Source organism: Streptomyces erythrochromogenes (genome assembly GCF_040684695.1).
GTDB classification, from domain to species: domain Bacteria; phylum Actinomycetota; class Actinomycetes; order Streptomycetales; family Streptomycetaceae; genus Streptomyces; species Streptomyces erythrochromogenes_C.
This window is the reverse complement of record NZ_JBFBGM010000012.1, coordinates 97,466-121,965: the sequence shown is the minus strand read 5'-3', so window position 1 is coordinate 121,965 and position 24,500 is coordinate 97,466. Positions and strand designations below refer to the sequence as shown.

General features: G+C 71.7%; 16 protein-coding genes. 8 read left to right on the top strand and 8 right to left on the bottom strand.

The window, feature by feature from the left end:
- Positions 1–538 precede the first annotated feature (538 nt).
- The 3 genes from AB0O53_RS19540 to AB0O53_RS19530 all read left to right on the top strand — a co-directional run bounded on the left by AB0O53_RS19540 (position 539) and on the right by AB0O53_RS19530 (position 3,144).
- Entirely contained in the window at positions 539–1,180 is a 642-nt protein-coding gene (locus AB0O53_RS19540; RefSeq protein WP_350987862.1) for a DUF6230 family protein, read from the top strand.
- Between the two features lie 109 nt (positions 1,181–1,289).
- Positions 1,290–1,877, top strand: coding sequence for a DUF6114 domain-containing protein (locus AB0O53_RS19535; protein WP_350987861.1), 588 nt, complete (start codon positions 1,290–1,292; stop codon positions 1,875–1,877).
- Positions 1,867–3,144 (top strand): hypothetical protein, encoded by a 1,278-nt coding sequence (locus tag AB0O53_RS19530; protein WP_365196992.1) that lies wholly within the window; start codon positions 1,867–1,869, stop codon positions 3,142–3,144. The genes AB0O53_RS19535 and AB0O53_RS19530 overlap by 11 nt, the downstream gene beginning before the upstream one ends.
- Positions 3,145–3,242: 98 nt before the next feature.
- Here AB0O53_RS19530 and pyk read toward each other — a convergent pair whose 3' ends face one another.
- From pyk to pta, 3 genes are all read right to left on the bottom strand, one after another.
- Positions 3,243–4,673, bottom strand: a complete 1,431-nt coding sequence (gene pyk, locus AB0O53_RS19525; protein WP_350987859.1) for a pyruvate kinase — start codon at positions 4,671–4,673, stop codon at positions 3,243–3,245.
- A 61-nt stretch (positions 4,674–4,734) separates the two neighbouring features.
- Entirely contained in the window at positions 4,735–5,949 is a 1,215-nt protein-coding gene (locus tag AB0O53_RS19520; protein WP_350987858.1) for an acetate kinase, read from the bottom strand.
- A gap of 71 nt (positions 5,950–6,020) precedes the next feature.
- The gene (gene pta, locus AB0O53_RS19515) at positions 6,021–8,111 is read right to left on the bottom strand and encodes a phosphate acetyltransferase (RefSeq protein WP_365196988.1); all 2,091 of its coding nucleotides are present in this window, start codon (positions 8,109–8,111) and stop codon (positions 6,021–6,023) included.
- 233 nt (positions 8,112–8,344) lie between these two features.
- On the opposite strand from pta, the gene AB0O53_RS19510 reads away from it, so the two are divergent.
- The gene (locus tag AB0O53_RS19510) at positions 8,345–9,370 is read left to right on the top strand and encodes an ATP-dependent 6-phosphofructokinase (RefSeq protein WP_350987856.1); all 1,026 of its coding nucleotides are present in this window, start codon (positions 8,345–8,347) and stop codon (positions 9,368–9,370) included.
- Between the two features lie 263 nt (positions 9,371–9,633).
- Positions 9,634–11,652, top strand: a complete 2,019-nt coding sequence (locus AB0O53_RS19505) for a hypothetical protein (RefSeq protein ID WP_350987855.1) — start codon at positions 9,634–9,636, stop codon at positions 11,650–11,652.
- A gap of 50 nt (positions 11,653–11,702) precedes the next feature.
- Here AB0O53_RS19505 and AB0O53_RS19500 read toward each other — a convergent pair whose 3' ends face one another.
- On the bottom strand, positions 11,703–12,326 hold the full coding sequence (locus AB0O53_RS19500) for a helix-turn-helix domain-containing protein (protein WP_434094305.1): 624 nt from the start codon (positions 12,324–12,326) through the stop codon (positions 11,703–11,705).
- 396 nt (positions 12,327–12,722) lie between these two features.
- Between AB0O53_RS19500 and AB0O53_RS19495 the strand changes: the two genes are divergently transcribed.
- Entirely contained in the window at positions 12,723–13,115 is a 393-nt protein-coding gene (locus AB0O53_RS19495) for a MerR family transcriptional regulator (protein ID WP_350987853.1), read from the top strand.
- Between the two features lie 30 nt (positions 13,116–13,145).
- Positions 13,146–13,490: a thioredoxin family protein gene (locus tag AB0O53_RS19490; protein WP_350987852.1), complete on the top strand. Its 345-nt coding sequence runs from the start codon at positions 13,146–13,148 to the stop codon at positions 13,488–13,490.
- Here AB0O53_RS19490 and glgB read toward each other — a convergent pair.
- The 4 genes from glgB to AB0O53_RS19470 form a co-directional block, all read right to left on the bottom strand.
- A complete protein-coding gene (gene glgB / locus AB0O53_RS19485) occupies positions 13,480–15,768 on the bottom strand; it encodes a 1,4-alpha-glucan branching enzyme (RefSeq protein ID WP_365196982.1) in 2,289 nt (762 codons plus the stop codon). The genes AB0O53_RS19490 and glgB overlap by 11 nt on opposite strands.
- The gene (locus AB0O53_RS19480; protein ID WP_365196979.1) at positions 15,765–17,216 is read right to left on the bottom strand and encodes a maltokinase N-terminal cap-like domain-containing protein; all 1,452 of its coding nucleotides are present in this window, start codon (positions 17,214–17,216) and stop codon (positions 15,765–15,767) included. The genes glgB and AB0O53_RS19480 overlap by 4 nt, the downstream gene beginning before the upstream one ends.
- Positions 17,217–17,394: 178 nt before the next feature.
- Entirely contained in the window at positions 17,395–19,113 is a 1,719-nt protein-coding gene (treS, locus tag AB0O53_RS19475; protein ID WP_031148380.1) for a maltose alpha-D-glucosyltransferase, read from the bottom strand.
- Positions 19,110–21,104, bottom strand: a complete 1,995-nt coding sequence (locus AB0O53_RS19470; protein ID WP_350987849.1) for an alpha-1,4-glucan--maltose-1-phosphate maltosyltransferase — start codon at positions 21,102–21,104, stop codon at positions 19,110–19,112. The genes treS and AB0O53_RS19470 overlap by 4 nt, the downstream gene beginning before the upstream one ends.
- Before the next feature lie 652 nt (positions 21,105–21,756).
- On the opposite strand from AB0O53_RS19470, the gene glgP reads away from it, so the two are divergent.
- Positions 21,757–24,393 (top strand): alpha-glucan family phosphorylase, encoded by a 2,637-nt coding sequence (glgP, locus tag AB0O53_RS19465; RefSeq protein ID WP_350987848.1) that lies wholly within the window; start codon positions 21,757–21,759, stop codon positions 24,391–24,393.
- Positions 24,394–24,500 lie beyond the last annotated feature (107 nt).

The window sequence follows — 24,500 nt, the reverse complement described above, 5'->3', positions numbered from 1 at the left end:
AGATAAACAGCGGTCGCGCTTTGCCAAAACTTGGTAATCGCGGCCGCTGTTACTCGCAGTAAATCGAACCCCGTGAACTGTCCGGTGTGTTCACCATTTCGCCGTTCTGTCATGGCCCCGGGTGGCACCCTGTGTTGCCGACGGACGGTTACAGGCAGCATTCAGGTTATCTGGCCGTTACCCGCCAGTAACGAACCCCCTTGTGCCCCGGCCGGGAATGGACCACGATCGGCGACGCTCGGTCCTTCCCGCAGAGCCGCTCACTCGGAGCCGCGGTGGAGGGTCCCCACCGGGCCGGCCGGTGGCAGTGGCACCGGCCGTGGGACAGGGGGGTCTCTGCCACACGGGCGGGGCCTGTCCTCCAGGTTGCGCGAACGCGTGGCCCAGTGGTTGTCGCTCGGGGGTGAACGCCGGTGTATCGGACGTGGCACGGCCGCGGCCCGGCCGCCTGCGCTCCTTCCCGAGGACGTAGCACTTCTCCCATCCCAGGACGGGCACGGCCCGGACCGGAGATGTACGTCCGAGAAGGAGGAACGAAATGAGTTCTCAGGTTCGTGGCGGGACCAGATGGAAGCGCTTCGCGCTCGTCATGGTGCCGAGCATCGCGGCCACCGCCGCGGTCGGTGTGGGTCTGGCGCAGGGTGCCCTCGCGGCGTCCTTCAGCGTCTCCGGCCAGGACTTCAAGGTCTCGGCCGACAAGCTCGACGGTGACAACCTCATCCAGTACGGCGGCATCGCCGAGGGGCACGACCTCAAGGGCAATGCGCAGCACCACCCGGTGACCATCTCCGGGTTCAGCCACGCCGAGATCACCAACATGTGCCAGTCGCTGGTGACCCCGACGCCGCTCGGCAACATCACGCTGCAGCTGCGCACCGGCCACAAGGGCAAGCCGGCCGTCGCCGACAACATCTACCTGGATGTTGCGGAGCTCGACACCGACGCCGAGTTCAAGAACCTGGACATCGGTGTCGCGGTCGGCGACCCGAACCACAAGACGAAGCCGCAGGCCGGTACGGTCACCAGCCCGTACGCGTTCTCGCAGCGCGCCGACAAGGCGATCCTGACGAACGTGCGCCAGAAGGCGTGGGCCACCACGGCGGGCACGTTCAAGCTGCCCGACCTGAAGCTGCGTCTGCTCGGCGGCGACCAGCCGTGCTACCAGGACAGCAAGGACTGACGTCCGTCCCGGTGAATGACCGGACGGGCGGGCGGCGACGGCCGTCCCCGCCCGCCCGTCCGGGCTCCACAGAGTTCTCCGTACCACCGTTTCCAGGGAGCTGTTGTCCATGAACCCCCAGGCCCCGGTTTACGTTCGCGCAGAAGACGACGCCTGGCTCACCGTGGTGTACTACCACTTCCGCGCCTGGCGCGGTCGCCGTCCCTTCTGGGCCGGGCTGTTCACGCTCCTCGGTGGCTTCCCGATCGCGTACTTCCCCTATGCGGACCTGCGGTTGGGCAACGTCAGCCTCGCGATGGCCACCACGGGTGGCGCCGGCGCGCTGATCATCGGTGTACTGCTGATCACGCTGGGCCTGGCCCTGTGGTTCCAGCAGACCATCCGGGTCTTCGCCGGAGTCGCCTCGATCCTGCTGGCCCTGGTGTCCCTGCCGGTGTCCAACCTCGGCGGTTTCGGGATGGGCTTCATCCTCTCCCTCGTCGGCGGCGCCCTCGCGCTGTCGTGGGCGCCGGGTCAGCCGGTGGACGAGGAGCCCGTGGCCGAGCAGCCGGCGGTCCAGCAGCCGGCCGTGGTCGCCCTGGGCAAGACGGACGCGACGCCGGGCGGCCCGGACGTACCCGGCCCCCGCGAGACGGAGACGGCACACGCGAGCGAGACGATTGCCCACGCCGATGGCGGGAGGAACAGTGCGGGGTGACGAGACGCAGCGGGGCGTGGCCCCAGGCGCAGAGTCCCGTGAGAGGAAGGGCCCGCGGCACGCGGCGCCCAGGAAGTCCCTGCTGAACAAGATCCATATACCCGTCGGCAAGACGATGGCGCTGGCGGCGATGCCGACGGCGGTGTTCGTCGGGATGGGCATGGCGCCCAAACTGGCCGTGGCCGACGACAAGGAGATCCCCTTCGCGCCCGGGCCGTGTGTGACGCGGTCCGACGAGCCGGCGGAGACCGAGTCGAAGTCCCCGTCCCCCACGCCCTCGAAGACGGCCTCGCCGAGCGCCTCGCCCAGCGCGTCGCCCGCACCGTCCACGGCGGCGAAGCCGAAGCCGAAGCCGGACGCCGAACCGTCGACGGCCAAGTCCCCGTCGGCGAACGCGCCGGCCCCGGCCACCACCACCCCGGCGCCCGCGCCGACCAAGTCCGTGAACCCGCTGGACCCCCTCGGCGTGGGGGACAAGCTCAAGGAACTCGTCGACGGGCTGGGCAAGCCGCTGGACCCGAAGGCGACCCCGACGCCCACGGCCACGCCCTCCACGACCGCCAAGCCGACCCCGGACCCGGCCGCGGACGCGATCCGGGACGCCGCCAAGCAGGCGGGTGCCAAGGTCGAGGAACTGCCCGACGAGGTCAAGGACACCGTCAAGAAGCCCAAGGGCGAGACGCCCGGGGAAGAGGGCGACGAGGCCAAGGGCGACGACGAGGACAAGGCCAAGGACGAGGACAAGGACGAGGCGAAGAAGGACCCGGACGGGAAGGAACCCTTCCCCTGTCCGACCTACGACGCCGAGGCCCTGGCCAACGCCGAGCTGGAGCAGGGCATCCCGCTCATCCCCGACGAGCCCTGGTACCTCGACAGCTCCCTGCTGACCCTCTACGGCCTCGACTACCACGGCATCGTCGAGGTGAAGACGGCCGGCGGCAAGGTCAAGAAGGTCCTGAAGTTCACCGCGGACTCGCTGGACATCAAGGACCTGTACCAGACGGTCGGCAAGGGCGGGAACGTCGCCCACCTGAAGTCCCGTCCGGGCTCCACGTCCAAGATCCGCGGCGGCACGGTGACGATGTACACCGAGAGCCTCAAGGGCAACCTGTTCGGTCTGATCCCGATCGAGTTCACCCCGAACAGCCCGCCGCCCCTGAACGTCCCGTTCGCGTTCTTCACGGACGTCAAGGTCGTCCAGGCGGCGCAGTTCGGCGGCACCCTGACCGTCCCGGGCCTGAAGAACTACATCGGTCCGCCCGAGTAGGCCGCGGGCGGTACGGACACACCGAGGGCGGCACCCCGCATCACTGCGGGATGCCGCCCTCGGTCTCTGTGCGGCAGAGTCTGCTGCGGTGCGACGCGTCAGGCGCGGTCGACGCCGCCCAGGTGGTGCACCCGGACCATGTTGGTGGTGCCCGGGACGCCGGGGGGCGAGCCGGCGGTGATGATCATCGTGTCGCCCTCGTTGTAGCGGCCCAGCTTGAGCAGCTCGCCGTCGACCAGGTCGACCATGGCGTCGGTGGTGTCCACGTGCGGGACGATGTAGGACTCGACGCCCCAGCTCAGCGTGAGCTGGTTGCGGGTGTTGACGTCCGTGGTGAAGGCCAGGATCTGCTGCGTGGCGCGATAGCGCGACAGGCGGCGGGCGGTGTCCCCGGACTGGGTGAAGGCGATGAGCGCCTGGCCGTCCAGGAAGTCCGCGATCTCGCAGGCCGCACGGGCCACGGAGCCGCCCTGGGTGCGCGGCTTCTTGCCCGGGACCAGCGGCTGCAGGCCCTTGGACAGGAGCTCCTCCTCGGCCGCCGTGACGATCTTCGACATCGTCTTGACGGTCTCGATCGGGTAGGCGCCCACGGAGGACTCGGCCGACAGCATGACCGCGTCCGCGCCGTCGAGGATCGCGTTGGCGACGTCGGAGGCCTCCGCGCGCGTCGGGCGGGAGTTGGTGATCATCGACTCCATCATCTGGGTCGCGACGATCACCGGCTTGGCGTTGCGGCGGCACATCTCGATGAGCCGCTTCTGGACCATCGGGACCTTCTCGAGCGGGTACTCGACGGCGAGGTCGCCGCGGGCCACCATGACCGCGTCGAAGGCGGCGACCACGGCCTCCATGTTCTCGACGGCCTGCGGCTTCTCCACCTTGGCGATGACGGGGACCCGGCGGCCCTCCTCGTCCATGACCCGGTGGACGTCCTTGACGTCGTTGGCGTCGCGGACGAAGGACAGGGCGACCATGTCGCAGCCCATCCGCAGGGCGAAGCGGAGGTCGTCGACGTCCTTCTCCGACAGGGCGGGGACGTTCACGGCGGCACCCGGCAGGTTGATGCCCTTGTGGTCCGAGATGACACCGCCCTCGATGACGATGGTCCGCACCCGCGGGCCGTCGACCTCCGTCACCCGGAGCTCGACGTTGCCGTCGTTGATCAGGACCTGGTCGCCCTTGGCGACGTCGCCCGGGAGACCCTTGTAGGTGGTGCCGCAGATGGACTTGTCGCCCGGGACGTCCTCGGTGGTGATGGTGAACTCGTCACCGCGCACCAGCTCGACGGGACCCTCGGCGAAGGTCTCCAGACGGATCTTCGGGCCCTGGAGGTCGGCGAGGACGCCGACGGCGCGCCCGGTGTCCTCGGAGACCTGCCGGACGCGGTCGTACCGCTCCTGGTGTTCTGCCTGGGACCCGTGGCTGAAGTTGAATCGGGCCACGTTCATACCTGCCTCGATGAGCGCTTTCAGCTGCTCATACGAGTCGACGGCGGGGCCCAGCGTGCAGACGATTTTGGAACGGCGCATGACTGGATCCTATCGGTTTGTTTCGTAGCGGAATATTCCGTCTGGTGGAAAGTCCAAGTGACTACTCGGTAACCAGCGCGTACGCCTGGGTGGCGATCTCCAGTTCCTCATCCGTGGGGACCACCGCCACGGCCACCCGGGCATAATCCGCCGAAACCAGCCGCGGCTGCGGGGAACGCGCCGCATTGGCTTCCAGGTCCAGCGCCAGGCCCAGCTCGGCCAGGCCGTCCAGCGCGGCCTCCCGGACCTGGTGGGCGTTCTCGCCGACCCCGGCCGTGAACGCCACCGCGTCCACCCGCCCGAGGACCGCCGAGTAGGCCCCGATGTACTTCTTCAGCCGGTGCACGTACGCGGCGAAGGCCAGGCGCGCCGCCTCGTCGCCCTCGCCCGCGCGCCGCAGCACCTCGCGCATGTCGTTGTCGCCGCACATGCCCAGCAGACCGCTCTTCTTGTTGAGGAGCGAATCGATCTCGTCCACCGAGAGGCCGCCCACCCGCGCCAGGTGGAAGACGACCGCGGGGTCGAGATCGCCCGAGCGGGTGCCCATGACCAGGCCCTCCAGCGGGGTCAGGCCCATGGACGTCTCCACGCAGACCCCGCCCCGCACGGCCGAGGCGGAGGCGCCGTTGCCCAGGTGCAGCACGATCACGTTCACGTCCTCCACCGGCCTGCCGAGCAGGGCGGCCGTCGCCCGCGAGACGTAGGCGTGCGAGGTGCCGTGGAAGCCGTACCGCCGGATGGAGTACGCGTCGGCGACCCGGGCGTCGATCGCGTACCGGGCCGCGTACTCCGGCATCGTCGAGTGGAAGGCGGTGTCGAAGACGGCGACCTGGGGGATGTCCGCGCGCAGCGACCGCGCCACCTCGATGCCCGTGACGTTCGCCGGGTTGTGCAGCGGCGCCAGCGGGATCAGGTTCCGGATCTCCGCCAGCACCTCGTCGTCGATCACCGTCGGCCGGGTGAACCGCGTCCCGCCGTGCACCACCCGGTGCCCCACCGCCGCCAGCTCGGGGGAGTCCAGGCCCGTGCCGTCGGCGGCGAGCTCGGCCGCCACGGCCTTCAGCGCGGCCTCGTGGTCCGCGATCGGGCCGACCTGCTCGCGCTTGCCGCCGGACGCGGCGGGACCGGCCAGCGGCTCGTGCACCAGCCGGGAGGTCTCCTCGCCGATCCGCTCCACCAGGCCGACGGCCAGTCGCGACCGGTCCGCCATGTCGAGGAGCTGGTACTTGACCGACGAGGAGCCGGAGTTGAGGACGAGTACGCGCGATGCGGTCACGGTGGGGGCTTTCCTTATGTCGCGGGCGGTGGGGACGGGAGGGGCAGGGGGGCGGGAGGGCAGGCCGGGCGTCAGGCGCCGGCGGCCGGCCCCGGCGCGCCCTGGGCCTGGATCGCCGTGATGGCCACGGTGGTGACGATGTCCTGGACGAGGGCGCCGCGCGAGAGGTCGTTGACGGGCTTGCGCAGACCCTGGAGCACGGGGCCGACCGCGACCGCGCCCGCCGAACGCTGCACGGCCTTGTAGGTGTTGTTGCCCGTGTTCAGGTCGGGGAAGATCAGCACCGTCGCACGGCCGGCCACCTCGGACCCGGGCAGCTTCGTCGCGGCGACCGAGGGCTCCACGGCCGCGTCGTACTGGATCGGACCCTCGACGGCCAGGTCGGGGCGCTGCTCGCGGACGGTCTCGGTGGCCTTGCGGACCTTGTCGACGTCCGCGCCCGAACCGGAGGTGCCGGTCGAGTACGAGAGCATCGCGATCCGCGGCTCGACGCCGAAGGCGGCGGCGGTGGCGGCCGACTGGACCGCGATGTCGGCGAGCTGCTCGGCGTCGGGGTCCGGGTTGACCGCGCAGTCGCCGTATACGAGGACCCGGTCGGCCAGGCACATGAAGAAGACGGAGGAGACGATGGACGCCTCCGGCTTCGTCTTGATGATCTCGAAGGCCGGGCGGATGGTCGCCGCGGTGGAGTGCACCGAGCCGGAGACCATGCCGTCGGCCAGGCCCCGCTGGACCATCAGGGTGCCGAAGTAGTTGACGTCGGTGACGACGTCATGGGCCAGCTCGACGGTCATGCCCTTGTGCGCCCGGACCTCGGCGTAGTACTCGGCGAACCCCTCCCGCAGCGGGGAGGTCGCCGGGTCGATGAGCTGCGCGCGCGAGATGTCGACGCCGAGGTCGCCGGCCTTCTTCAGGATCGCCTGCTCGTCGCCCAGCAGGGTCAGGTCGCAGACCCCCCGGCGCAGCACCACGTCCGCGGCGCGCAGCACGCGCTCCTCGGCGCCCTCGGGCAGCACGACGCGGCGCCGGTCGGAGCGGGCCCGCTCCAGCAGCTCGTGCTCGAACATCATCGGCGTGACGCGCTCGGAACGGGCCACCGAGAGCAGGCCGCGCAGCTCGCCGGTGTCCACGTGGCGTTCGAAGAGGCCGAGCGCGGTCTCCAGCTTGCGCGGGGTCGCGGAGTTCAACCGGCTCTGCAGCGAGAAGAGTTCGGCGGCGGTCGGGAAGCTGTTGCCGGCCACCGACACCACGGGCGTGCCCGGCGCCAGCTTCGAGGCCAGCGTCAGGACCTCCTTGCTCGGCCGCTCGTTCAGGGTGAGCAGTACGCCGGCGATCGGCGGGGTGCCGGAGGTGTGCGCGGCGAGCGCGCCGACCACGAGGTCGGAGCGGTCGCCGGGGGTCACGACCAGGCAGCCGGGCGTCAGGGCGTTCAGGAAGTTCGGCAGCATCGCGCCGCCGAAGACGAAGTCCAGGGCGTCGCGCGCCAGCCCCGCCTCGTCGCCGAGGAGCACCTCGCCGCCGAGCGCCCGGGTGATCTGGGCGACGGTCGGGGCGGACAGCGACTTGTCGTCCGGCAGGACGTAGCAGGGCACGGGGAGGCGGGCCGCGAGCCGCTCGGCTATGAGGTCGCGGTCCTCCGCGGCCACCCGGTTGACGACCATCGCGACGACGTGGCAGCCCAGGCTCTCGTACGCGCGGTAGGCGTTGCGGGCCTCGGCGCGCACGGCCTCGGCGGGGTGCTTGGTGCCGCCCACGACGGGGACGACGACCGCGCCCAGCTCGTTGGCGAGGCGGGCGTTGAGCGCCAGCTCGTCGGGGAGGTTGGTCTCGGCGTAGTCGGTGCCGAGGACGAGCACGACCTCGTAGTCGCGCGCCAGCCGGTGGAAGCGGTCGACGAGCTGCGAGACCAGCTCGTCGGTGCCCTTCTCGGCCAGGATCGCCGAGGCCTCGCGGTACTCCATCCCGTAGGCCGTCGAGGCGTCCTGGTCGATCCGGTAGCGGGCCTTGAGGAGCTCGAAGAGCCGGTCGGGCGCGTCGTGGAGCAACGGCCGGTAGACGCCGACCCGGCCGGTCTGCCGGGTCAGGAGTTCCATGATCCCGAGTTCGACGACCTGCCGGCCGTCCCCCCGCTCGATGCCGGTCACGTACACGCTGCGCGTCACGCGTGCTCTCCGTCTCTTCGTGTGGTCGATCGACCCGGTTGGGATGGGTTGCCCTCTTGACAATACCTCCGCCAATGGATAGGGCGCCCCCGGGAACTCTGGCCCGGTCCGGGGGGTCCAAAGGCCCTCCGGGGCGCATGGCGCGGAGCGCGTCCCACCCCGCGAGCATGGAACAATCGGACAGGCGGCATCAATACGCCCTTCATATGTACGGAAGCAGGAGACACAGCACGATGCGTATCGGAGTTCTCACCGCAGGCGGAGACTGCCCGGGCCTCAACGCTGTCATCCGGTCGGTCGTACACCGCGCCGTGGTCGGGCACGGGGACGAGGTCATCGGTTTTGAGGACGGCTTCAAGGGTCTCCTCGACGGTCACTTCCGCCCCCTCGACATCAACGCCGTCAGCGGCATCCTCGCCCGCGGTGGCACGATCCTCGGCTCGGCGCGCATGGAGCGGGCCCGCCTCCACGAGGCCGCCGAGAACGCGCATGAGCTGGCCACCCGCTACGGCATCGACGCCCTGATCCCGATCGGCGGCGAGGGCACCCTGACCGCGGCCCGGATGCTGTCCGACGCCGGGATGCCCGTCGTCGGCGTGCCGAAGACCATCGACAACGACATCTCCTCCACCGACCGCACCTTCGGCTTCGACACCGCCGTCATGGTCGCGACCGAGGCCATCGACCGCCTCAAGACCACCGCCGAGTCGCACCAGCGCGTGATGGTCGTCGAGGTCATGGGCCGTCACGCGGGCTGGATCGCTCTGGAGTCCGGCATGGCCGGCGGCGCCCACGGGATCTGCCTGCCGGAGCGCCCCTTCGAGGTGGACGCCCTGGTCAAGATGGTCGAGGAACGCTTCGCCCGCGGGAAGAAGTTCGCCGTCGTCTGCGTCGCCGAGGGAGCACACCCCGCCGAGGGCTCCATGCCGTACGAGAAGGGCGCGATCGACGCCTACGGCCACGAACGCTTCGCCGGCATCGGCAACCGCCTCGCCATCGAGCTGGAGCACCGCCTGGGCAAGGAGGCCCGCCCGGTCATCCTCGGCCACGTCCAGCGCGGCGGCACCCCCACCGCCTACGACCGCGTCCTCGCGACCCGCTTCGGCTGGCACGCCGTGGAGGCGGTCCACCGCGGCGAGTACGGCAACATGACCGCCCTGCGCGGCACCGACATCGTGATGGCCCCGCTCGCCCACGCGGTCACCGAGCTGAAGACCGTGCCCGAGGACCGCATGTACGAGGCCGAGTCGGTCTTCTGACCCTCCCGGCCGGGACCTCTTACCCGGCCGGCCCGGTCCCTTCGGCCCCTCTGCCGCGCCGAAAGGACCGGAAGGCGGCGCTCCGGCGCCGCGCCGCTCCGCGGCCGTCCGGATCGCCCCCACCGCCCCTCCCGTACGGGGCGCGCTGGTTATCATTCCCGTGGGGGGATTGGGTCGGCCGAGTCGTATGCGGGCGGATCGCGGCAGCATGTCCGCGTCTCCTCGTCCGCATGCCCACACTCGTCGGAAGGTTCCCCACTCCCGTGGCGACCAGCTCTGCCGTCCTGACACGCGAACCGGCCGCCCGCCCACCGGTACCCGGGACCACCGGCCCCGCCGCACGGCGTAGCCCGTCCGTCCTCGCCGCGGCCCTCGCCGCGTCCTGGGCGGTGCCGCTGCTGCTCCACGCGGCCGCCCTCGACGTGCTCCTCCTCCCCGTCCTGGTCCTGACGATCGCGGCCCTGATCCGGGTGGGCGGCGGACTGCTCGACCGCCTCGTGGTCGCGGCCTTCCTGCTCTGCGGCGCCGTGATGGGCCTCGGCCTGCTGTTCTCCGTCTGGCCGTGGGGCCTGGCCCCCGTGCCCGGGGCCGGCCTGCTGCTGACGATCGCCTCCGTCTCCGGCTGGCTGGCCCGCCGCCGACCGCGCATCCCGCTGCGGCTGCGCGGCTCGGACGCGCTGATCGCCGCAACGGTGGCCGTGGTCTGGCACTACGTCCACCACCCGGTGGCCGGCAGGTCGGCGGCCGACCGGCTGGCCTACTTCGTCACGTCCGAGGACCGGATGGGCCACTTCTCGTACTTCACCGGGATCCGGCAGGTCGGCGGCTACGCCTTCCTGCACCAGGACGCCGCCCGGACGTACATGATGACGCCGTCCGAGGCGGTCTACCCGCAGGGCTCCCACTTCCTGCTGGCCTGGATCGACGCCCTGGTGACGTCCTCGGCGCAGGCGGGCTCCGCCCTCGCCATGACGAATCGTTACTTCATCTACGTCCTGGCCGCCTACGCACTCTTCTGCGGGGCACTGGTCTGGGCCGCCCGCTGGATCGGCGGCCCCCGCCTGCGCGGCTGGCGCGCCGCCGCGGTCTGCGCCACCGTCGCCGCGGTGATGGTGTCCGGGTCGATGGCGCAGCTGATCGAGCGGGGCTTCGACTCCGAGACCATCGGCCTGCTGTTCCTGGCCGTCGCCCTGGCCCTGCTGGTGCGGCCCGCGGCGGGCCGGACCGAGTTCGCCCTCGTCGCGGCGGCCGGGCTGATCGCCGTCACCTTCGTCTACAACCTCTACGGCGCTCTCGTCGGCATCGCCCTGGCCGCGGTGCTGGTCGTCCACCGGCGCCGGTTCGCCGGCCACCGGGTCCCGGTCCTCGCGGCGCTGGCCGGCGCCACCCTCGTGGCGGGACTGCCCAGCGTCTTCTCCGTCCTCACGAAGCTGGACGTCGCCAAGACCTCGAACCTGGCCGGCCCGATGGTCATCCCCGACCGCCCGGTGTTCATCGGGCTCGGCCTGCTGGCCCTGGTCGCGGCCACCCTCCCGGTCAACCGCCGCACGGGCACCGGGCAGATGGTGCTCGCCCTCGTCCTCGGCGCGACCGCGATGATCGGCGCCTTCGGCGCCTGGCAGAAGTACACCATCGGCTACTACTCGTACTACTTCGAGAAGCTGACCGCCGCCGGGCTGGTGATCGCCCTGCTCTCGCTCGGCCTGATCGGGCTGATGCTGCCGCCCGCCGGCGCGACGACCGGGACCGCGCTGCGCCGCCGTGCGGACCTCCTGCTGCGTTCCGCTCTGGCGACCGCGGCGGCGCTGGCGCTCTTCGGCGGCGTCCAGTGGGGCGTGCCCTCCGGCTGGGGCCATCCCTCGGCCTGGTACGACAGCCCCATGCTCAAGTGGACCCGGGGCGAGGCCAGGAGCAGCGACATCGGCAAGCCCGCCGCCGCCCTCACCGGGCGCGACCTGCGGGGGGCCACCTCGCCTGTGATCGCCCTCTACAGCAACGACTCCTACCTCAACCTGAGGTCGACCTTCCTCGCCCAGATCCTCACCAAGCAGGGCGGCAGCATGGTCGGGCTGTACGAGGTGTTCTACGTCAAGGTCGGCGGAGCGGCCGCGGTCGAGGAGAAGGAGTACCAGGCCTCGCTGGGCCACCTGAAGACCGCGATCGCCTCGTGCCCCGCCCCGCCGACCGTCCTGGTGGGCGACCGGAAGACGGCCGACCGGATCCGGCAGGACCTGGCCGCCGCCGGCACCGCGGCCTCCGTGGTCCACGCGCCGCTGCCCTAGCCGCTCCAGCCGCACCGGTCGACCCGGGGGGCCCGCCGACCGGCGGGCCCCTACGCCGTACCGCCCGCGATCTGCCAGAAGCGGTCCACGATCCCGGTGAGGAACTCCCGGCCCGCGTCCCCGCTGGCGGCCTCGCCCTGGCCGCCGCCCCAGCTGAGCGTCGCCACCATCCGCGACTGGTACTCCGCGTGCAGCTGCTCCAGCACCCGCTCCAGGTGCTGCTTGGGGATCGGCAGCAGCTTGCCCAGCGGCTTCACGTACGCCTGCCAGCGCGTGGTGACCGCGCTGCGCAGCAGCTCCGCCAGCTCCTCGTGCTTGCCCGTCGCCGTCACGAACTGGGCCAGGGTGAGGCCGAGCACGGTGGCGAGGGCGGCGGACTGCCGCTCGTTGCCCTTCCAGCGCCCGGTGTCCTCCATCTTCTGGTAGGCGCTCGTCTCCAGACCGATCCGCCGTGCCAGTTCGTCCGCGGCCAGCCCCCGGGCCATCCGGTGCTCCCGCAGGGTGACCGGCTCCGCGAGCAGTTCACCCGGCGAACACCACAGGACGCCCGCGAGCGCCGTGAGCTCGGCGGATGACGGTGATATCTCGCCACGCTCCCAGGCCATCACCGTCTCGGGCGCGACGACGAGTCCGTACTGGGCACGCAGGCCGTAGGCGACATGTCCGGGAGCCATGCCCAGGGCCGCGCGCAGGCGCCGCGCGGCGGGGGCATTGAAGGGTGGGCTGGAGTGCACACCGCACACCGTAGAAGTGGCCGGGCTGCGCCGCCTACAGACCAAACAAACAAGCCCATACCTCGTAGGAACGTCCTATGAAAGAGAGGGCTTTTGGCGAGTTTTCCGGCGACTGTCCGGTAATCGGTGCGCTCGGGAATTCCGAAGATCCAGTGCTACGTACGGTTCCAGCCAACTCGTCGTGACGCAATAGCCCTCACACGGCCTCCACGGAATGTGAACCGGAACCCCTTTCCCCGCGTGGTTCCTATGGGGCCCTCGCCCACGGGGGTGGCGAGGGCCCCACCCCCTCGGACCCCTTGCCTTGACGTCGGCGTCAACGCATACGGTCGGCCCATGCGCATCGGCGAACTGGCGAAACGGGCCGGGACCAGCACCCGGACGCTCCGGTACTACGAGGCGCGCGGGCTGCTGCCCGCGCGGCGTGCCGCCAACGGCCACCGGACCTACGACGAGGACGACCTGCGGCTGCTGCGGGAGATCCGCACCCTGCGGGACTTCGGCTTCGAACTGGAAGAGACCCGGCCCTTCGTGGAGTGCCTGCGGGCCGGCCACCCGGCCGGGGACTCCTGCCCCGCCTCGCTCGCCGTCTACCGGCGCAAGCTCGCCGAGCTGGACGACCTGATCGGCCGACTCGCAGACGTACGGGACCAGGTCGCGCGGCAGCTCGCCGGCGCCGAGGAGGCGGCCGGCGAGGCCGCCGCCCCGCGCTGCGCGATGACGCCCTGACCCCCACGGGAGAGGAAGAGAGGAACCGACATGGTGCACGCACACGGTGTGGCCGAGGTGACCGACGCCGACTTCGACGCGGAGGTGCTCGGCGAACGCGGCAGGGCCGTCCTCGTCCAGTTCACGGCGGACTGGTGCGGCCCCTGCCGCCAGCTCGCCCCGGTGCTGTCCGCGATCGCCGCCGAGGAGGCGGCACGCCTGAAGGTGGTGCAGATCGACGCGGACCGCAACCCCGGGACCCTGACCCGGTACGGGGTGCTGTCCACGCCGACCCTGCTCGTCTTCCGCGACGGCGAACCCGTCCGCCAGATGGTCGGCGCCCGGCCCAAGCGCCGCCTCCTCCAGGAACTGCAGGACGAGCTGGCTACGGCCTGAGCCAGATCGTCGCCAGCGGCGGCAGCGTCATCCGCAGGCTCGCCGGGCGGCCCTGCGCCGGCACCGGTTCGGGCCGCAGCGGCTGCCCGTGGTGCACCCCGCTGCCGCCGTACGCCTCCAGGTCGGTGTTGAGGACCTCGTGCCACAGCGGCACCTCCTCCGGCACCCCGATCCGGTAGCCGTGCCGGACCACCGGGGAGAAGTTGGACACCGCCAGCAGCTGCGAGCCGTCCTGGGCGTAGCGCAGGAAGGCGAAGACGTTGTCCTCCGCCGCGTCCGCCTCCACCCAGGCGAAGCCCTCCGGAACGGTGTCGCGCTCCCACAGCGCCGGCGCCGCCGTGTACGTCCGGTTCAGGTCCCGCACGAGATCGCGCACGCCCCGGTGGTCGCCGGCCGCCGCGTAGGAGGAGTCCAGCAGCCACCAGTCCGGCCCGTAGCTCTCCGACCACTCCGACCCCTGGGCGAACTCCTGCCCCATGAAGAGCAGTTGCTTGCCCGGATGGGCCCACATGAAGCCCAGGTACGCCCGGTGCGCGGCCCGCTGCTGCCACCAGTCGCCCCCGGGCATCTTCGACACCAGCGAGCGCTTGCCGTGCACCACCTCGTCGTGCGAGATCGGCAGCACGTAGTTCTCGCTGAAGGCGTAGATCATCCCGAAGGTCATGTCGTGGTGGTGGTACTTGCGGTGCACCGACTCCTTCGACATGTAGCGCAGGGTGTCGTGCATCCAGCCCATGTTCCACTTCAGGCCGAAGCCCAGCCCGCCGCCGTCCGTCGGCCGCGTCACCCCGTTCCAGGCCGTGGACTCCTCCGCGATGGTCACCACCCCCGGGCAGCGCCGGTACACCGTGGCGTTCATCTCCTGGAGGAAGGCCACCGCGTCCAGGTTCTCCCGCCCGCCGTGCTCGTTGGGCGTCCACTCGCCCTCGCTCCGCGAGTAGTCCAGGTAGAGCATCGAGGCCACCGCGTCCACGCGCAGGCCGTCCACGTGGAACTCCTCGCACCAGTAGACGGCGTTGGCGACGAGGAAGTTGCGGACCTCCTTGCGCCCGTAGTCGAACTCCAGCGTCCCCCAGTCCGGGTGCGCGGCCCGCCGCGGGTCCTGGTGCTCGTACAGCGGCCGTCCGTCGAACTCCGCGAGTGCCCAGTCGTCCCGCGGGAAGTGCGCCGGAACCCAGTCGACGATCACACCGATCCCGGCCCGGTGCAGCGAGTCCACGAGGAAGCGGAAGTCGTCCGGGGTGCCCATCCGCGAGGTCGGCGCGTAGAAGCCGGTGACCTGGTACCCCCACGAGCCGCCGAAGGGGTGCTCGGCGACCGGCATCAGCTCGACGTGCGTGAAGCCCAGCTCCTTGACGTACGAGGGGAGCTGTTCGGCGAGCTGCCGGTAGGAGAGCCCCGGCCGCCAGGACGCCAGGTGCAGCTCGTACACGGAGAAGGGGGCCTGGTGCGGGGCGCGGGCGCCGCGCCCCGCCATCCACTCCGTGTCCTGCCACTCGTACTGCGAGGCCGTGACCACCGAGGCGTTCGCAGGGGGGACCTCCGCGGACCGGGCCATCGGGTCGGCGCGCAGGGTGTGGCTGCCGTCCGGGCGCGTGATGTCGTACTTGTAGAGCGTCCCGGCACCCACACCGGGCAGGAAGAGCTCCCAGACGCCGCTCGACCCGAGCGAGCGCATCGGATACGCGACGGAGTCCCAGTAGGAGAAGTCCCCGGTGACCCGGACGCCCTGCGCGTTCGGCGCCCACACCGTGAACCGGGTCCCGGCCACGCCCTGGTGCTCCATCGGCTCGGCGCCCAGCGCCGTCCACAGCCGCTCGTGGCGGCCCTCGCCGATCAGGTGCAGGTCCAGCTCGCCGAGGGAGGGCAGGAACCGGTAGGGGTCGTGGACCTCGATCTCGTCGCTGTCGTACGCCACCAGCAGCCGGTAGTCCGGCACCGCGGTCAGCGGCAGCAGCCCGGAGAACAGCCCGTCGCCGTCGTCGTGGAGCTCGGCCCGCAGCCCCTTGGCGATGACGGTGACCGCCTTGGCGTGCGGGCGCAGCACCCGGAAGGCCACCCCGCCGCGCTGGGTGCGCGCACCCAGCACCGCGTGCGGGTCGTGGTGGCGGCCCTCCAGCAGCCTGGCCCGTTCCCCCGCGGCGAGTGCCGGCGCCGGCCGGACCCCGTGCGGAGGGGCGGCGCGGCGGGCCCGTGGCGTGCGCGGCTTCTTGGGCGCCGCCGGGGCGGCTGCTGCTTCGTCGCGGACGGTCGGTGACGGCTGTCGTGCGGCGCTCACGCGAGCGGCCTCCTCGGGGGCTTCGGGTGGGGGTGCGGATGGGGGGAGAGGGCGCCCGGGGCGGGCGGGGTCGGCGGCACGCGGTGGGCGGGCCGCGCGGGTTCCGAGAGCCGCCGGATCGCGGCCATCGGGACGTGCAGCCAGTCGGGGCGGTGCCGGGACTCGTAACGGGCCTCGTACACCGCCTTGTCGGTCTCGTACGCCCGCAGCAGGACGGGATCCTCGCGCGGGTCCCGGCCGGTGGTGCGGGCGTAGCCCTCGCAGAACGCGGCCCGGCAGTCGTCCGCCCAGGCGGGGGCGAACGGCCGGTGGGAGCGGGCGGCGTAGTCGAAGGAACGCAGTATCCCGGCGATGTCGCGCACCGCCGGTTCGGGACGGCGCCGGTCGGCCAGGGGCCGGGCCGGCTCGCCCTCGAAGTCGATCAACGACCAGCCGCCGTCGAGGGTGCGCAGGGTCTGACCCAGATGGAGGTCCCCGTGGATCCGCTGGGCGGCCACCCCCGTCCCGCGGGACGCGGCCAGCGCGTCGAAGGCGCCCCGCAGCCCGGCCTCGTAGGGCCGCAGCGCCGGCACCTCACGGGCGGTGGCGGCCAGCCGGGCCGTCATCCCGGCGGCCAGCCGGGCGGTCTGCTCCGGGCCGAGCGCGACCGTGGGCAGGGCGGCGGCGAGCGCGCTGTGCACCTCGGCGGTGGCCCGGCCGAGCGCGTGCGCCTCGGCGGTGAAGTCCTCCCCGGCGCCGAGCCGGCGCAGCGCGAGCTGCCAGCCGTCGTCGGAGCCGCGCAGGTACGGCTGGAGCACGCCCAGGGTCAGCGGCTCGCCGCCGGGCGGCTCGGCCTCGTACCAGGCGACGGGCGCCGGCACCCGCGTGCAGCCGGCGGCGGCCAGCGCCCGGGGCAGCTCCAGGTCCGGATTGACCCCGGGCCCGACCCGGCGGAAGACCTTCAGGATGAACGAATCTCCGTAGATGAGCGAGGAGTTCGTCTGCTCCCCGGACAGCGGCCGGGGGGTGAGCCCGGCCGGGATCGCAGCGGCGGGATCCCGGTCGAAGCGCAGCGGTCCGAGCACGCCCGGCGAGCGCAGCCGCTCCAGCAGCATCGCGGCGAGGCGGGGGTCGCCCAGGGCCTCGTAGACCGCCCGGCCCGCGTACGGGCCGTCCTCGGCGTGGCCGATCAGGGTGGGCGCGAGGGCGGGCGGCAGGGACGGGCGGATGCCCAGCAGCAGCTGGTAGCAGTCCCCGTCCACGTCGAGCAGCACGTGCAGCAGTCCGGGGGTGGAGCCGGGGGGCAGCAGGTCGGCCGCCGAGACGGTCGTGAGTCTGCTGATGGCCCGCCCCTTGCCGGCGAACCAGCGCTGCGCGGGCAGCCAGGCCCGCAGCATCGGTTCCAGCGGGGCGATCCCGGCGGCCCGGTCGGCCGTCAGCCGGCTCCGGGCGGATGCAGCCTCCGACATGGCGTCGCGTCCTTTCCCCGGGGCGTCACAGAATGCGCAGAGTGTCCCGGATGCGCGGCAGTTGCTTCTCCGGCATGTGCGAGTGTCGGGTCAGGATGATCCGTACAGGGGCGGGCGATTGACCCATTCGAGCCGCCCGCCCCCTGGCCCGGGCGTGGTCCGCCCGTGGCCGTGCCGGCTATTCGGCGCGGCGGTCACCGCGCTGTTCGGCACGCAGCCGGAACCAGTAGAAGCCGTGTCCCGCCAGGGTCAGCAGGTAGGGCCACTCGCCGATCGGCGGGAAGCGCACGTCGCCCGTGAGCTCCACCGGTACCCGCCCGTTGAAGGACTGCAGGTCCAGCTCGGTGGGCTGCGCGAAGCGCGAGAAGTTGTGCACGCACAGCACCAGGTCGTCCCCGTACTCGCGCAGGAACGCGAGCACCGCCGGGTTGGACGACTGCAGTTCGGTGTACGAGCCGAGGCCGAAGGCCGGGTTCGCCTTGCGGATCTCGATCAGCCGGCGGGTCCAGTGCAGCAGCGAGGAGGGCGACGCCATGGCCGCCTCGACGTTGGTGACCTGGTACCCGTGGACCGGGTCCATGATGACCGGCAGGTTCAGCCTGCCCGGATCGCACGAGGAGAAACCGGCGTTGCGGTCCGGGGTCCACTGCATGGGGGTGCGGACGCCGTCGCGGTCGCCCAGCCAGATGTTGTCGCCCATGCCGATCTCGTCGCCGTAGTAGAGCACCGGCGAGCCGGGCAGCGACAGCAGCAGGGCGGTGAACAGCTCCATCTGGTTGCGGTCGTTGTCCAGCAGCGGGGCGAGCCGGCGCCGGATGCCGATGTTGGCCCGCATCCGCGGGTCCTTGGCGTACTCGGCGTACATGTAGTCGCGCTCTTCGTCCGTGACCATTTCGAGCGTGAGCTCGTCGTGGTTGCGCAGGAAGATGCCCCACTGGCAGTTCTTCGGGATGGCCGGGGTCTTGGCCAGGATCTCGGAGACCGGGTAGCGGGACTCTCTTCGCACCGCCATGAAGATGCGCGGCATCACGGGGAAGTGGAACGCCATGTGGCACTCGTCCCCGCCCTTGGCGAAGTCCCCGAAGTAGTCGACGACGTCCTCGGGCCACTGGTTGGCCTCGGCGAGCAGCACCGTGTCCGGGTAGTGGGCGTCGATCTCCGCCCGGACTCTCTTGAGGAGCTGGTGGGTGCGCGGGAGGTTCTCGCAGTTGGTGCCCTCCTCGGCGTACAGGTAGGGCACGGCGTCGAGGCGGAAGCCGTCGATGCCGAGGTCCAGCCAGAAGCGGAGGGCGGAGATGATCTCCTCCTGGACGGCCGGGTTCTCGAAGTTGAGGTCCGGCTGGTGGGAGAAGAAGCGGTGCCAGTAGTACTGCTTGCGGACCGGGTCGTACGTCCAGTTCGAGGTCTCGGTGTCGACGAAGATGATCCGGGCGTCCTGGTACTGCTTGTCGTTGTCGGCCCACATGTAGTAGTCGCCGTAGGGGCCGTCGGGGTCCTTGCGCGACTGCTGGAACCACTCGTGCTGGTCGCTGGTGTGGTTCATGACGAAGTCGATGATCACCCGCATGCCGCGGGTGTGCGCGGCGTCGACGAACTCCACGAAATCGGCGAGATCGCCGAACTCGGGCAGCACCGAGGTGTAGTCGGAGACGTCGTAGCCCCCGTCGCGCAGGGGTGAGGCGAAGAACGGCGGCAGCCAGAGGCAGTCGACGCCGAGCCACTGGAGGTAGTCCAGCTTGGCGGTGAGGCCCTTGAGGTCCCCCACGCCGTCGCCGTTGCTGTCGTGGAAGGAGCGGACGAGGACCTCGTAGAAGACGGCCCGCTTGAACCAGTCGGGATCGCGGTCCTTGGCGGGGGTGTCCTCGAAGGTGTCGTGGACGGGATCGTTGATCATCATGTGGTGGGTGACCCTCCGGTGGGCGGGGACGGTCGCAGAGCGGCCAGTACGTGCGCGGGCGTGCGGCCCGGCTCTAGGCGCACGTAGTTCGCCCTGCCCCAGTGATAGGTCTCGCCGGTGAGCTCGTCGCGCACCGCGAGGGACCCGTGCCAGTCGAGGCCGAGTACCGGCATGTCCAACGAGACCGTCGCCTCCTGGGTGTGGTGCGGATCGAGGTTGACGACCACCAGTACGGAATTGGCGCCCGCGTGCTTCGAATAGGCGATCACCTGTTCGTTGTCGGTCGAGTGGAAGTGGATGTCGCGCAGCTGCTGGAGGGCGGGGTTGCGCCGGCGCAGCCGGTTCAGGGCGGTGATCAGCGGGGCGATGGTGCGGCCCTCGCGGTCGGCGGCGGCCCAGTCGCGTGGCCGGAACTCGTACTTCTCGGAGTTCAGGTACTCCTCGCTGCCCTCGCGCACCGGGGTGTTCTCGCAGAGCTCGTAGCCGGAGTAGATCCCCCAGGCGGGGGACAGGGTGGCGGCGAGGACCGCGCGCACCTCGAAGGCGGGACGGCCGCCCTTCTGGAGGTACTCGTGCAGGATGTCGGGCGTATTGACGAAGAAGTTCGGCCGCATCACCGAGGCGGACGGGGTGGCGGCGAGCTCGGTCAGGTACTCGGTCAGCTCGGCCTTGGTGTTGCGCCAGGTGAAGTAGGTGTACGACTGCTGGAAGCCGACGGCGGCCAGCGCGCGCATCATCGCGGGCCGGGTGAACGCCTCCGCCAGGAAGATCACGTCCGGGTCGGACTTGTTGATGTCCGCGATCACCTTCTGCCAGAAGACGACAGGCTTGGTGTGCGGGTTGTCGACCCGGAAGATGCGGACCCCGTGGTCCATCCAGTGCCGCAGGATCCGGCAGGTCTCCTCGACGATGCCGGCCATGTCGGTGTCGAAGTGGACCGGGTAGATGTCCTGGTACTTCTTCGGCGGGTTCTCGGCGTACGCGATCGTCCCGTCGGCGCGGTGGCGGAACCACTCGGGGTGCTTCTCCACCCACGGGTGGTCGGGGGAGCACTGCAGGGCGAAGTCCAGCGCGATCTCCATGCCCAGCTCGCGGGCGCGCGCGACGAAGGCGTCGAAGTCCTCGATGGTGCCGAGCTCCGGGTGGACCGCCTCGTGCCCGCCCTCGGTGGAACCGATGGCCCACGGCACACCCGGATCCCAACTCCCCGCGGAGAGAGTGTTGTTGGGACCCTTGCGGTAGGTGCTGCCGATCGGGTGGACGGGCGGCAGGTAGACCACGTCGAAGCCCATCGCGGCGATCGCGGGCAGCCGCTCCGCGGCGGTCCGGAAGGTGCCGCTCACCGGGGCCTCGCCGGGCTCCAGCACCGCGCCCTCCGAGCGCGGGAACATCTCGTACCAGGAGCCGAAGAGGGCCCGCTTGCGCTCGACGAGGACCGGCAGCGGCTTGGAGGCGGTGACCAGCTCCCGGTAGGGGCGCCGGGCCAGCGCGGCGCCCACGGCGGGGGCGAGCGCGGCCTCGTACCGCTCGGCGGCCGGGAGGTCCTCGTCCCGCATGATCGCGGCGGCGGCCAGGACGGCGTCGCGGCCGTCGCGCTTGGGGATCCGGGCCGCGGCCCGCTCGTAGAGCTCCGCGCCCTCCAGCAGCACGAGCCCGGTGTCGATTCCGGCGGGGATCTTGATCGCGGCATGGGCCCGCCAGGTGGCCAGCGGGTCGCTCCATGCCTCGACGGTGTACGTCCACCTCCCCTCGACCTCGGCGGAGACCCGGGCCCCCCACCGGTCGGTGCCGGGGGCGAGCTCGCTCAGCGGCACGGGGGGCCGCAGCCGCCCCTTCGGGTCACGCAGGACGATGTGGGCGGCTACGGCGTCGTGTCCCTCGCGGAACACGGTGGCCGAGATCTCGAAGACCTCGTCCACGACCGCCTTGGCGGGTCTGGCGCCGCAGTCGACGGCGGGGCGGACGTCCAGCACGGGAATGCGACCGATCATGATGGGATCACCTGGGGGCAGTTCGCAGGGCTCGGTGACAACAGTCCAGCCGGTGTCACGGCTGGTAGTGCACGCTCTGTTCGCTCTGTTTCTAGCCGCTCAAGAGACGGCTGGGCTGCGGGCATGGCCGCTCCTGTCCGCGTTCACTCGGGTGGCGGGGAGAGGGTTTGTGGGCGGGTGCGCCGTGCGTGTACCACGTGTACCCGGGGAGCCCTTCCCACTCTCACCCCGCCCAATCCGCGCACTTGGTTAACTACTCGTACGTACTGGAACGGGCAATACCAAGGCCCGGCTCGACATCCGGCGGGGCTCCGTCAAGTCGGCCGGGACTAGGTGACGTAGGGGGCCGCCACACCGGTCACACCGGCCTCCGGAGCCTCGCGGGAACCACCCGCGCGGGGGTACGGGAGTCGGCGGGTCGGCGTCGTCGTGGGGCGGGAGTGACCCCTGGTGCACAGGATTTGAGGGATATGGCCGAAAAGCGCCCGCAGGGGCCCCCGGCCGCGCGGCACCGCCATCCCCCCGGTCACGGCACCCGTCGTAGGCGGCATGGCCGGAATGCGGGGGCGTCGCTAGCCTTCCCGGGGTGATGCGCGGGTGCACAGCGTGGTGCGGCCGCTCCGATCCGCAATCCCCTGCGAAGGTGGAACGTGTGAAGGCTATCCGTCGATTCACCGTGCGCCCCGTCCTCCCGGAGTCCCTGCTGCCGCTCACCGATCTCGCGCGCAATCTGCGCTGGTCGTGGCATACGGAGACCCGCGAACTCTTCCAATCCGTCGACCCCGAGGGCTGGCAGGCCGCGGGCGGAGACCCCGTCCGGCTGCTCGGCACCGTCTCCGCCGCAAGGCTCGAGGAACTGGCCGCAGACCGCCGGTTCCTGCGGCGTCTGGCCGTCGCCGCCGCCGACCTCGATGACTACGTGAACGGCGGGAGGTGGTACCAGAGCCGCGAGAACGGCACGGAACTGCCCGCCGCCATCGCCTACTTCTCTCCCGAGTTCGGGATCACCGCCGCCCTGCCCCAGTACTCCGGCGGCCTCGGCATCCTCGCCGGGGACCATCTGAAGGCCGCCAGCGACCTCGGAGTCCCGCTCATCGGCGTGGGACTCCTCTACCGGCACGGCTACTTCCGCCAGTCGCTCTCCCGCGACGGCTGGCAGCAGGAGCACTATCCGGTCCTCGACCCCAACGAACTCCCGCTCGGCCTGCTCCGCCAGGACGACGGCACACCCGCCCGCGTCTCGCTGACCCTGCCCGGCGGCCGCGCCCTGCACGCCCACATCTGGCAGGCCCGCGTCGGACGCGTCCCCCTGCTGCTCCTGGACTCCGACGTCGAGGACAACGACGCCGCGGCCCGCGAGGTGACCGACCGCCTCTACGGCGGCGGCAGCGACCACCGGCTGCTCCAGGAGATGCTGCTGGGCATCGGCGGGGTGCGCGCGGTCCGCGCGTACTGCGGGATCAGCGGCCACCCCGCGCCCGAGGTCTTCCACACCAACGAGGGCCACGCCGGCTTCCTGGGCCTCGAACGCATAAGGGAACTGGAGCGGGAGCAGGGCCTCGGCTTCGACGCCGCCGTCGAGGCGGTGCGCGCCGGGACCGTGTTCACCACGCACACCCCCGTCCCGGCCGGGATCGACCGCTTCGAGCGGAGCCTGGTCGCCCGGCACTTCGGCGAGGGCGGCGAGCTGGCCGGCGTACCGGTCGACCGGATCCTGGAGCTGGGCGCCGAGTCCTTCCCCGGGGGCGACCCCGGCGTCTTCAACATGGCGGTGATGGGGCTGCGGCTGGCCCAGCGGGCCAACGGGGTGTCCACCCTGCACGGCGCGGTCAGCCGGGAGATGTTCGCCGGCCTGTGGCCCGGCTTCGACCCGGCGGACGTGCCCATCACCTCCGTGACCAACGGGGTCCACGCCCCGACCTGGGTGGCCCCCGAGGTGGTCCGGCTCGGCGCCCGCCAGATCGGCGCGGGCCGCACCGAGGACGCCCTCTCGGTCGGCGGCTCCCGGCGCTGGGACGCGGTCGCCGAGATCCCCGACCAGGACGTGTGGGACCTGCGCCGGGTGCTGCGCGAGCAGCTGGTGCAGGAGGTACGGGACCGGCTGCGGGCCTCGTGGCTCCAGCGCGGGGCCGCCGCGGCCGAACTGGGCTGGGTGGACTCCGTCCTCGACCCCGACGTGCTCACCATCGGCTTCGCCCGGCGCGTGCCCTCGTACAAGCGGCTGACGCTGATGCTGCGCGACCCGGACCGGCTGCGCAGGCTGCTGCTGGACCCCGAGCGGCCGGTGCAGATCGTCGTCGCGGGCAAGGCGCACCCGGCCGACGACGGCGGGAAGCGGCTCGTGCAGGAGCTGGTGCGGTTCGCCGACGACCCGCGGGTGCGCCACCGGATCGTCTTCCTGCCCGACTACGGCATGGCCATGGCACAGAAGCTCTACCCGGGCTGCGACGTCTGGCTGAACAACCCGCTGCGCCCGCTGGAGGCCTGCGGCACGAGCGGCATGAAGGCCGCGCTGAACGGCTGTCTCAACCTGTCCGTGCTGGACGGGTGGTGGGACGAGTGGTTCGAGCCGGACTTCGGCTGGGCCATCCCGACCGCCGACGGACTCGGCGCGGACGAGGACCGCCGGGACCACCTGGAGGCGAGCGCCCTCTACGAGCTGATCGAGGGCAGGGTCGCGCCCCGGTTCTACGACCGGGCCGGGCGCACCGGGCTCCCGGTGCGCTGGATCGAGATGGTCCGGCGCACGCTCGTGTCGCTCGGACCGAAGGTCCTCGCCGGCCGGATGGTGCGCGAGTACGTGGAGCGGCTGTACGCGCCGGCCGCGCTCGCCCACCGCTCCCTGACCGCGGACACGGCGCGGGACCTCGCCTGGTGGAAGGGCCGGGTCCGGGCCGCCTGGCCGCGGGTCGGCGTCGAGCACGTGGAGGCGCTGGCCGCGGCTCCGGTGAACGGCACCGCCGAACTGGGGGCCACCCTCACGCTGCGGGTGCAGGTGTCGCTGGACACGCTCGCGCCCGAGGACGTGGAGGTGCAGGCGGTCGCGGGCCGGGTGGACCCGCAGGACGTGATCCGGGACGGGCGGACCTTCCCGCTCAAGCCGGCCGCCGGTCCCGACCTGGAGGGCCGCTGGGTGTACGAGGGCCCGCTCGCCCTCGACCGCACCGGGCCCTTCGGCTACACGGTGCGCATCCTGCCGACGCACCCGCTGCTGGCGACCCCGGCCGAACTGGGCCTGGTCGCCGCGCCGGCGGACACGGACACCGGCGGCGGGGTACTGCTGCGCTAGGAACGGGCGGGGGGTGTCCGCGAGGGGGCGGGCGGCGGGTCCATCCGCCGCCCGCCGCCCAGGGCCGAGTCCCAGGGAGCCGAGTCGGTGTACGGCGGGGGACCTCC